This window comes from Streptomyces sp. NPDC053431 (genome assembly GCF_044544925.1).
In the GTDB taxonomy this organism is placed as follows: domain Bacteria; phylum Actinomycetota; class Actinomycetes; order Streptomycetales; family Streptomycetaceae; genus Streptomyces.
Genome location: NZ_JBITXX010000047.1, coordinates 1 through 9,974, shown reverse-complemented (window position 1 = coordinate 9,974; position 9,974 = coordinate 1). Strand labels below are relative to the sequence as shown.

The following is a 9,974-nucleotide window of genomic DNA, read 5'->3' as shown; positions in this document are numbered from 1 at the left end:
GCCCGGTTGAGATCGAGGTGCCGCGGGACCGTGACGGTGCCTTCGAGTCGCAGATCGTCAAGAAGCGTCAACGCCGGCTGACCGGCGTCGACGAAGTGGTCCTGTCGCTCTCCGCGAAGGGCCTCACTCATGGCGAGATCTCCTCACACCTGGCCGAGGTCTATGGCGCCGACGTGTCCAAGCAGACGATTTCGACGATCACGGATTCGGTGATGGAGGGCATGGCCGAATGGCAGGCCCGCCCTCTTGACCGCGTCTATCCGGTCGTCTTCATCGACCGCGTCAACGTGAAGATCCGCGAGGGGCAGGTCGCCAACCGCCCTGTCTACATGGCCCTGGCGGTCACCGCCGAAGGGCACCGCGACATTCTCGGGCTGTGGGCTGTGGGCTGTGGGCTGTGGGTCGGGGGCGAGGGAGGCGAGGGCGCCAAGCACTGGCCGCGGGTCCTGACCGAGCTGAAGAACCGCGGGGTCGAGGACGTGCTGATGCTGGTCTGCGACGGGCTGAGGGGCCTGCCCGTCGCGGTCGGCGAGGTCTGGCCGCAGACCGTGGTCCAGACCTGCGTGGTCCATCTGCTGAGAGCGTCGTTCCGCTATGCCGGCCCGTCTTGGGCGACAAGGGCTGCAGCTCGAAGGCGATCCGCATCGCACCTGGCTCCGCCGCAAGGGCATCGCCCACACGATTCCCGAGCGGGCCGACCAGTTCCGCAACCGGGCTCGACGAGGCCGCCGCGGAGGCCGCCCGCCGGCCTTCGACCGCGAGGCCTACAAGCACCGCAATGTCGTGGAACTGTGCTTCAACCGCCCGAAGCAGTGGCGTGGCATCGCCACCCGGTACGACAAAAGCCGCCAAGTCCTACAAAGCCACCGTCACCCTCACGTCACTCCTGATGTAGGCGTGACATTTGACGACAGAACCTAGCACCGAACGTCTGCCGTGACCGATGCCTGGGTTGTCGGGCTGTGGACCGACCGTACGCTCGGCCTGGCCCGGCTCAGCCCGCTCCTGGTTTTTTCCCGCCTCGTGGGATGGTCGTTGGTCTGGCCTTGGGGAGACGTCAGTCGCGGCCGTGGAGCCGCGGGTGCCGGAGCGGCAGGCCCTGGGCGGATCCTGTTCGTCCCGCGCACCCCGATCCAGTGGGAGTACCTGCCGCAGCAGCTGGGTTTCGGGTCCGGGATGACCTCGCTGGCGGCGTCTGGCCGCGTGGAATAAGGCCGGCGTCTGGGACCAGCCGCACCTGGTGTTGCTGAAGAAGCCGCGGGTCGCGAAGAGACTGGACTGGTCGCGGGCGGTGATCGACTCCAGCCATGTCCGGGCCGCCCGACGAGGCCCAAAGCGGACCCAGCCTGGTCGACCGAGCACGGCCGGGCAGCGAGCACCACGTCCTCGTCGACAGGTAGGGCATCCCGTTCGCCGTGTCGCTGACCGGCGGAAACCGCAACGACGTCACCCAGCCAGCTGATGCCGCTGCTCGCGAAGGTCCCATCCGTTGCCGGCTTGGCCGGACGGCCGCCGCGACGGCCTGACCGGCTGCTGGCCGACCGAGGCTGCGACCATGACCTCGCCTGGGCCCAGGGTCAAACCGTTGATTGCCCGCCGAGGTGTCCCGCACAGCTCTGGCCTCGGCGTTCATCGCTGGATCGTGGAGCGCGCGATCGCCTGCTGGCACGGCTTCCGGCGCCTACGCGTCCGCTGGGAATGACGCGACGACATGTGCGATGCGGGGTGTGATCCACTTGCGCCGGAGTCATCACCGCAGGTCAGGAATGTCGCAGCAGCCTCTTGTCGGTGCGGAGATTTCCCGGATGGGAGTGCCGCCTGAGGCGGGCGTCGGGTCTCGTTTTTTGAGACCGGCCTCCATGGGCTTTCGGCTGTGGCTGTCGTGGACGTTGCCGACAGCGACCTCATGGGCCAGCAGCCCGATTGATGCTCTATGAAGGTCCGGCCGACCACGGCAGCGACACCGCACCGCCTGGCGGCCACCGCCCTACGGAATGCCCACTGCCAGCGTCTTTGCGGCTCTGCGCCGCCCCACAGGCTGGATACAGACGGACATCCCGAACCAGCACACCTCCCTGCTACGGCGGGTCAAGATCGCGCCTCCCAGCTCGGGCGACCACCTCGGGAAACCAGCCAGGTGAGCCTATCGGGAAACTCTTACTCAGGAAGTCAAGCAGTTGGCTGCGCACTCTGATGTGCAGAAGAGGTATCACGCATGCAGGCTACTTATGGAGGATCCATGAGTAACATGAGATGGATACCTTGGTGCTCTTGGGTGTGCGCTTTTGCCGTCTACGAGACATACACCTTGGCCACCAAGCAACATCAAAGCACTTTCAGCGAGGCTACTCGCCAATTTTTTCACATCCGAACCTCAAGGGCCGGCCGGGCCCTCTTCACACTAGGGTGGGTGGGTTTTTCCGGCTGGTTCCTTTTTCACATTCATGACACAAAGTCCGTGAGCCCCACGACTCAGTCGCCTCAGTCTCCCCTGATTCAGATAAATTTTACGCCCCGGCATAATAAGGAAAGGCATGAACGTCTCGGGTGCACCTCTCACCGCCCAGGATCGCTGTGACTACTGCGGAGCCGCAGCCTATGTGCGGGTACTCTTCGCAGGTGAACGGGATCTACTGTTCTGCGGCCATCATGCTCGTTCTCACTATCAGGCCCTTAGGCGGCAGAGCATTTCCATTCAGGATGAGACGTTCCGACTCTCGCTTTTACTCGATCGCGCCGAATAGGCGGCATTTGATTCCAACCTGACCGTCCGCAGCTGGCAGTTGGGCTGCCCGCCCTCCCGCTCCGCCTGGCGCTCCCTGTCCGCCGGGCGCCGCCGACACAGCCGGGAGCCCGATACCTGCGGGCGGTGCCGAAAGCCGGCCGACAGGCCTTCCCCTGCCCGGCCGAAGTTTTTAACAGTCGTCCAGATCCCCAGCCCACGGTCTGGCCCGGCACCGATACACTCCACAGCCTGTCTGTCGATGGATTACCGGGGCATTCGGGGGTATGGCTGACCTCCTCTGAGGCCTGCCCGGCCGCGGACCGCTTCATCGGAGGCGTGGTGTTCTGTTAGACGGGATACTGCTGCCCGTCGGCCGGATCGCCGCTGACGTCCTACTGTTCTGGAAAGCACAAGAAATAGAAACGGCATGAACCATGTTCATCCCTGCTCCGGAAGGACGCCTTCTATTGGCTTCACCACCCCTCCCCGTCCACGAGTCGGGGCAGCTTGTGAGCACGCCCTAGGCGCGTCCCGTACGGGAGCTGATGGAGCACTTTTCCTCAGGCCAGCAGACGTTCACCGGTTTCACGCGAAGACACAGGCACTTGTTGGACAGGCCACTGCTCATGCACTGCGGCTTGCCTGCAGGCCACGCTGCTCGACCAGCCCCATTACGAGCCAGCATGCTTTTCTAACACCGCTTCATCGGAGGTGCCCTAAAAGGTGAGATGTCATGCGGTTGTCAGCGAAATCGATCTGTAGCGGGCGCTCTTCCTTCGGCGAGATCGTGACGCGCGCAACTTTCGTTGTAAATGTAGATGACGATGTGACATTTGCGTAAGAATGTTGGGATTTAGCTCTGCAGCGCGCAACGTCGACATTTATATCAGAGACGGGCCAGCACGCGATCATGGCGCCGAGATCAAACTCTCGGCGCCGACCGTTCAGTGCGTATAATTCGAGCACGCCTAAACGGAGAAATGCAATATTGATCGTTCGCATTCGACGTTCTAGTGGATGGAATTGACTTCCGATCCCGATACGCCAAATGGCGCGCTTTAACTTAGACGTATTGTCACCCCAGGCGCCACGTGGACGAAAGGTCGCGCTTGCCGTAACATCGGCGCCAGCTAGGCGGCGTGCCCATGCGAGGCCAGCGATAATATCAGAACCTAGGGTATTCATCTATGCGATCCGTCCTGTCCTGCAAAGCGCCTTTGCTGTGATATTAGGGCGGGCTGCACGTCTCAGTATCTGGCAAGTATTCGAGCCGCTTGCGGAGCGTCCGCCTTTTGAATCTTTCTTGCGCATGCCAACGGCAGCCAAGATGGAGCTCACCACATGTACCCTGCGAAAATAACAGCTTGCATGAATAGGTGAAATGAGTACCCGCCACTCGGCAGAGAGATGCTGGCGCCGTCAGTATCTCCGTTCACTTCGTGCCTGCCGCGTGTCGCCATGAGAAATGGAAAACTCATCCAGGAGGGTTTCAACTGAGGGGCGCAGGTGCATGACGCAATGTGACGGTCAGGCAGGCATGGGCGGCCATGGCCAGGGTGATGTGGCGGTGCCAGCCGGGATAGCGGCGGACCTGGTAGTGGTCCAGGCCGCACTCCTGCTTCGCGCTCTGGAAGCGTTCCTCGACGGCCCACCGGGGGCCGGCAACATGGATCAGCTGGTCAAGGGTGGTGTCGGCGGGGCAGTAGGCGATGTAGTAGGAGATCTCCCGCGGGCGGGCGACGTTGCGGCGGGCGATCACCCAGTGGCGGCGGTCTTCCCGGTGCCAGGGCCGGACCTCGACCCTGGCCCAGTCGAAGACGTGGGGACCGTGCGAGCCGTCGCCGCAGGAGCGGCGTTTCCACTTCTGCCTGGGCGGATCGTGGAACAGGTCGTGGACGGGGTGGTCGAGGGCCCAGCGGGAGACGACGGTGTCGTGCCGGGTGGTGGCCATGACGTGGAAGACGTCCGCCCGTTCCCGCTCGGTCCGCCAACTCTTGGAGTAGCCGTAGCCGGCGTCCGCGGTGACCCAGCGGAACGGGATCCTCTCCTTGATCGCCTGGCGGACCATGGCCCGGGCGATGGCGACCTTGGTCTCGAAGGCGATCGTGTCGTCGATGCCGGCCCGTCGGCACCGGTCCCGGTCGTCGGTCCATGACGTCGGGAGGTAGAGGCGGCGGTCGATGAGCGTGCGGCCGCGGTCGGTGGCGTAGGCGAGGAAGACGCCGACCTGGCAGTTCTCCGTGCGGCCCGCGGTTCCGGAGTACCGCCGCTGGACCCCGGCTGACCGGGTCCCTTTCTTCAGGAAGCCGGTGTCGTCCACGATCAGCACCGCCTCCCGGTCGCCCAGATGCTCCGCGACGTATTCGCGGACATCGTCCAGGACCTCGTTCGCGTCCCAGTCGATCCGGTTCAGCAGCCGGTGGATCCGGTCCGGGCCCGCATGCCCGGCCTCCTCGGCCAGCGTCCAGCCGTTCTTCCGCTCCAGCGGAGCGATCAGCCCTCGCATATACGCCAGCGCCGGCTCACGCGGCTCCGACCTGGCGAAACGGTGCACGAACCGCTCGTGCAGAGCCTTCAGTTCATCCGCCCACCCCCGGGCATCAGCAAGTTCCCCACCCATGACCAGAGCAACGACCCACCTGCCCAACCGGCACGATAAGGACCGTTGCAGTACTAGACCTCCGCAGGCGCCGACGGCACCTTCCAGGTCCGTTCAGACGACACCACGGCACGCCCTCGCACACCCACCCAAACAGCCAACCACTCGGCGCACGCCCGACTCCGCTCTTCCCCTCGAACGAGCCCTCGCCCGTTACACCACCCCGCAGTCACGGACTCAGTGGGCACCTGAACTGGCTCGCTTGACTGAATCTTTTCGGGGAGGAGTGGGCTGCACTCGAGCGGTGAGTGCAGCGCCGAAGGCTCGTCAAACTGTGATGTGGCGGATCGCGTCAGCTTGAGCCACCACAGAGGGCCGTGCTGAAGAGCCCTGCGGCCAGCCGCGCCCGGGACGTGCACCCTCTGGACGCGGCCAGCATTTCCTTCTACAGCAGCTCCGCCGCCTGACTACGCTGAGATTGATCAGCGGCTTCCGCTCAGCCGGCTCCGCAGAGTCGATCAACCGTGCAAAGTAGGCGGCCAGGGCCCGAAGGGGTGTCGAGCGCGTCGTACTTTGCCAGGAACCTAAGAGAACAGTCCGTTAAAGAATCATCCCAACGCGGTGACGACTCTCTTCACAAATTCGGGACGGTCGGGAGCCTTTTCTGAAACCAGTGCGACCGCCCGATTGTTCTTGATGCCAGCATCCGGGTCGGAAACAAACATGCCATCACAGAATTTGGTGACGCCTGGAAGGAGCAGGCCAAGATCGCAAGACTTCACCGGGCCTATCGGGAGATCCTGTGCAGTGTCTTCCTTGACGAAAGTAAGAGTTGATGCAGAGATTGCCACGTTGCTGACGTTCTTGACGGTCACAACCGGCTTCATAGATGCGCCAGTGTACGGATCGCGTTGGATGCATACGGTTAGGCTGAGGCGGTGAGTATCCGAAAGTACGTTACTGACGCAGCCGCTAAGGTCGGCAGCAGAGGCAGTCCCATTGAATGCCATTACGGGAAGAGACAAAGCGCTTGCCGCGACAAACGCAGCTGTAATCTTACGCAATTTTACCCTCACGTTAGATGCTGATATCGAAATAGGGATTCCTGTAGCCTATCTCGGCTACTTCCAATTCTGGTCCCGCAAGCACTCCCCGGCTTGAGTACCGAGCGACTCAAATTGGTCGAGATCCCCTGAGGGAGTGTGCTTATAGTCAGGTTGCAGCGAGGACGAGGGGAGCCGGGTAGTTGCGGGTGTGGCGTTCGTTGTGGTGGTTGAGCCGGCGGTGGCAGATCAGCCGGGACATCGTCCCGATCACCCAACGGCGTCGCCCGAGTCGTTTTGAGGGCTCGCTGCCTTTGCGGGCGATACACGAGCACCATGGTCCACCGGGCAGGGACCTGTGAGTTCGCCCCCGTTGTTGCCCTCACGAGAGTAGAGCCGAGCACGACACGGGACAGCCCGAGCAGGTCGGCGTCACCGGTGATGCAGGACCTCCTCAGGAACCGGCGATGGGCAGTCCGCTTCGATATGCCGAAGCACGGCTGCACGCCTGATAACACGCTGTTCGCCGCGATCATCTACGTGCTGCCCACTGTGCGGCCGCACCCGAGCGGGCGGGATCAGTGGCGCCGCAATCTCCCCACAGCGTGACTGGGCCAGCGCCAGGCTGGCGCGATCAGTATTTTCGGCGGCGACGCCCCCGGCGCATCATCGCTGTGGAGTGGCCTGCCGGAGTCTGATCCGTTGCAGGCATCGACCACAGACAGCGAACGGTTGGGACGCCGTACGCGGTCGTCAGGCGGACCTCGTCTTATAAGAGGTCGTTTTCGTCTGATCAGCAGCTGCCTGAGCAGGCCGTTGAGCTGGGTAAACACGCCCTCGTCGGCCCACTTGGCGAAGTAGCCGTAGACGCTGTTCCCGTGCGGAAAGTCGTACAGAAGATAGCGCCACTGGACCCTGGTCCGGTCCACATCCGACGGCCCGACAAGCTCCACGGCGACAGACGCTACAACTCCACCTGCGTCGTGGCTCCGCAGGCGGGGCATCGCGCCCAGGATCGCCCGTCGGGGGATCGAGACATCAAAGCGATTGGCACGTCATCGATGGGTCGTCGAACGGGTCTGGCTGTCGGCTGCCGCTGGCAACGCAAGTCCGAGCACTTCCTTGCCTTCATAGCCATCGCCACCAGCCTCATCAACTACCGGCGACTCACCAAGTGAAACCTCTGGCATGTCCTGCATGAGCCCTACCGGGAACTCGGCGCTGACTACTTCGCCCGCCGCGATCCCGAGCGGGCCATGCGCCGCATGATCAAGGAAGCGAACAGCGCCTCGGACTGACCATCTGTTCGAACCGATCACCGTCTGAACCACCTCGAGGGGGCATTTTCGTGTCAGTCCCCCAGACCGCGGCCCACCTGCCCACGCTACAAATGAGACTCAGGGGGCGACAGCCTCCTCGTCGAACGCCGAACCGATGGTTCCGCTGGCCAGCTTGAGCAGCGTCGCCGCGGAGTGGATATAACCGATGCCAGCAATGCTTGTATGCCAGTTACTCTCGCATCGGTATGTATGGGATTGCGTGATGGTTTCCGCAGGGCAGTTCTGTGCGCTGTCTGGCACGAGGGAATTATTGCGGAACTGCTTGACGTTCATGACATAAACAGGACCCACGGAGGGGCTATTGTGCCAGATTTCAGTCCGGATAAGGTACTGAAAACCCTTCGTGATTACGCAGGTCTTCAGCATGACGTGATCAACGATTTGAGTAGTGCCAGAGTTGCAAGTGATCTGTATGTCTGAAGTGCCGGCAGCCTGGGCGCTAGGTGTAACTGCTGCGAGAGCTGATGAGGCTGTGATGGCAACCGCAGTAAGTAAATGGCGCAACACTTCTTTATCCTGCCTCTCTGGGTGATCGCAGCTATACGTCTGCAATTTTAGAAGCTAGTTCACCATAGCGGTGGAGGGGCGCCTAGAGTTCCAGCTACTCCAGAACCTGGCCCACCGAAAACCGCGGCTAAAGGCAGCGTCTTTAAAGGGGTCTAGTGGCGGATCATGTCGTGCATGGTGCGTCGTCATGAGCTGTCGGATCTTGAGCGGAAAGCGTTGTCCACGCTGTTGCCGCAGCGTCGTCGGGACGGACACGGCTCGATGGCAGGCGGGTGCTGAACGGGATCGTCTGGAAGCTACGGACGGGGACAGCGTGGCGTGATGTGCCCGAGCGATACGGACCTTGGCGCACTTTGTATACGCGTTTCCGCGGGTGGGCGCTGGATGGAACGTTCACGCGGATGCTGGCGGCGCTTCAAGCGGAAAGGGATGCGGCCGGTGACATCGACTGGCTGGTGCCGGTCGACTCCACAGTCGCGCGGGCCCATCAGCATGCGGCCGGACGGACGTGAAGGCCTGGCGGGACTCGGGCCTGGCCGCCGTCTGCGAGGGCGTCACGGTGCTGGCCGACGGCGCCTACATCAATACCGGGCTCGTCGTCCCGCAAACGCCCCGGCAGAGCCCTGCTGCCGGGCGAGGAGGAGGACAACGCCGAACACCGACGGGTGCGGGCCCGCGTCCAGCAAACCCACTTAGAGGGCATCTGATCTACGTTGCGGGCGGTTTGATCCGTTCGCTGTGACCAAGCCGGACGTGCGTCGTTGCACCTCGAGTGACTTCTCGACGCCCGTATCGCAGCGACGTCTCCGACGCCCGATGGGCTTTGATCGAGCCGGTGTTCACGGCTTGGCGTGTCGGGCGAACCGGTCCCGGAACGACCGCGCGAGTGCATGATCTGAGAGAGATCGTGAACGCGATCCTCTACGTCAACCGCACCGGCATCCCCTGGGAGTACCTGCCGCACGACTTCCCGCCGTTCAAGACCGTCTACGACTACTACGCCAAGTGGGAGGCGGACGGAACCACCGAGCAGGTCCACGACCTGCTGCGGGACAGGACCCGCCGGGCGAACGCCCGAAAGGCCGAGCCGTCCGGGGCCGTGGTGGACGCACAGAGCGTGAAGACCTCGAGCAATGTCGCCGAAGACAGCCAGGGCATCGACGCCGGCAAGAAGATCAAAGGGCGCAAGCGCCACCTGATCACCGACACCCTCGGACTGGTCCTGACCGTCCTGGTCACCGCCGCCTCCGTCCACGACTCCACCGGCGGCAAGCAGGCACTGACCGAGCTGGCAGCGGCCCATCCGAGCGTGACCAAGGTGTGGGCCGACGGCGGCTACCAGACCAGCGTCATCCAGCACGGCGCCCGCCTCGGCATCGACGTGGAGGTGGTGCAGCGGCCGAAGGAGAAGGGCTTCCGGCCGCTGCCCAAACGGTGGGTAATCGAACGGACCTTCGGCTGGCTCATGCAGCACCGCCGCCTCGCGCGCGACTACGAGGCCCTGCCGCAGAGATCCCGAACGATGATCCACTGGGCCATGGCTAACAAAATGAGCCGCGAACTCACCGGAGAATCTGCACCAACCTGGCGAATCGAAACGGGTATTCCGCCCACATCGGCGTGAAAGTTGATCAGATGCCCTCTTAGAGGTCCTAACAAAGGCGTTGGACGTGTCGGTAGGTGATGAGGCAGGTGGCGAGGCCGAGGAAGGCTTCGTGGATGTCGTCGCGTCGTTCCCAGCGGACGCGTAGCCGCCGGAA

The 9,974-nt window shown here is 63.2% G+C and carries 5 protein-coding genes and 9 pseudogenes; 7 read left to right on the top strand and 7 right to left on the bottom strand.

Annotation, left to right across the window (positions count from 1 at the left end; all coding sequences use genetic code 11):
- From ACIGXE_RS37060 to ACIGXE_RS37050, 3 pseudogenes are all read left to right on the top strand, one after another.
- Window positions 1–599 (top strand): annotated as a pseudogene (locus ACIGXE_RS37060) (IS256 family transposase); the annotation flags it as partial.
- 46 nt (window positions 600–645) lie between these two features.
- A pseudogene (locus ACIGXE_RS37055) lies at window positions 646–843 on the top strand (IS5/IS1182 family transposase); the annotation flags it as partial.
- 264 nt (window positions 844–1,107) lie between these two features.
- Window positions 1,108–1,699 (top strand): annotated as a pseudogene (locus ACIGXE_RS37050) (IS5 family transposase); the annotation flags it as partial.
- A gap of 2,515 nt (window positions 1,700–4,214) precedes the next feature.
- On the opposite strand, the gene ACIGXE_RS37045 reads toward ACIGXE_RS37050, so the two are convergent.
- The 4 genes and pseudogenes from ACIGXE_RS37045 to ACIGXE_RS37030 all read right to left on the bottom strand — a co-directional run.
- Window positions 4,215–5,345 carry an IS701 family transposase gene (locus tag ACIGXE_RS37045; RefSeq protein WP_399754543.1) on the bottom strand — a complete coding sequence of 377 codons (1,131 nt, stop codon included), beginning with the start codon at window positions 5,343–5,345 and terminating at the stop codon, window positions 4,215–4,217.
- Between the two features lie 587 nt (window positions 5,346–5,932).
- Window positions 5,933–6,199 carry a hypothetical protein gene (locus ACIGXE_RS37040; RefSeq protein ID WP_399754541.1) on the bottom strand — a complete coding sequence of 89 codons (267 nt, stop codon included), beginning with the start codon at window positions 6,197–6,199 and terminating at the stop codon, window positions 5,933–5,935.
- A 337-nt stretch (window positions 6,200–6,536) separates the two neighbouring features.
- A pseudogene (locus ACIGXE_RS37035) lies at window positions 6,537–6,991 on the bottom strand (hypothetical protein).
- Window positions 6,992–7,157: 166 nt separating this feature from the next.
- A pseudogene (locus tag ACIGXE_RS37030) lies at window positions 7,158–7,296 on the bottom strand (transposase); the annotation flags it as partial.
- 3 nt (window positions 7,297–7,299) lie between these two features.
- Here ACIGXE_RS37030 and ACIGXE_RS37025 point away from each other — a divergent pair.
- Window positions 7,300–7,453, top strand: a pseudogene (locus tag ACIGXE_RS37025) (IS5/IS1182 family transposase); the annotation flags it as partial.
- On the opposite strand, the gene ACIGXE_RS37020 reads toward ACIGXE_RS37025, so the two are convergent.
- Window positions 7,423–7,686: a hypothetical protein gene (locus tag ACIGXE_RS37020; protein WP_399754545.1), complete on the bottom strand. Its 264-nt coding sequence runs from the start codon at window positions 7,684–7,686 to the stop codon at window positions 7,423–7,425. The pseudogene ACIGXE_RS37025 and the gene ACIGXE_RS37020 overlap by 31 nt on opposite strands.
- A 78-nt stretch (window positions 7,687–7,764) precedes the next feature.
- Complete coding sequence (locus tag ACIGXE_RS37015; RefSeq protein ID WP_399754540.1) at window positions 7,765–7,980, bottom strand: hypothetical protein; 216 nt, start codon at window positions 7,978–7,980, stop codon at window positions 7,765–7,767.
- A gap of 482 nt (window positions 7,981–8,462) precedes the next feature.
- Here ACIGXE_RS37015 and ACIGXE_RS37010 point away from each other — a divergent pair.
- The 3 genes and pseudogenes from ACIGXE_RS37010 to ACIGXE_RS37000 form a co-directional block, all read left to right on the top strand.
- Window positions 8,463–8,717: pseudogene (locus ACIGXE_RS37010) on the top strand (transposase); the annotation flags it as partial.
- Window positions 8,718–8,725: 8 nt separating this feature from the next.
- Window positions 8,726–8,897, top strand: a pseudogene (locus ACIGXE_RS37005) (IS5/IS1182 family transposase); the annotation flags it as partial.
- 89 nt (window positions 8,898–8,986) lie between these two features.
- Complete coding sequence (locus ACIGXE_RS37000) at window positions 8,987–9,838, top strand: IS5 family transposase (protein ID WP_399754539.1); 852 nt, start codon at window positions 8,987–8,989, stop codon at window positions 9,836–9,838.
- Window positions 9,839–9,866: 28 nt separating this feature from the next.
- Here ACIGXE_RS37000 and ACIGXE_RS36995 read toward each other — a convergent pair.
- Window positions 9,867–9,974 (bottom strand): annotated as a pseudogene (locus ACIGXE_RS36995) (IS5/IS1182 family transposase); the annotation flags it as partial.

What these genes read in the sequence shown, in the direction of transcription:
- ACIGXE_RS37045 (WP_399754543.1), bottom strand. Translation starts at nt 5,345, where the DNA reads ATGGGTGGGGAACTTGCTGATGCCCGGGGGTGGGCGGATGAACTGAAG.
- ACIGXE_RS37015 (WP_399754540.1), bottom strand. Translation starts at nt 7,980, where the DNA reads ATGAACGTCAAGCAGTTCCGCAATAATTCCCTCGTGCCAGACAGCGCA.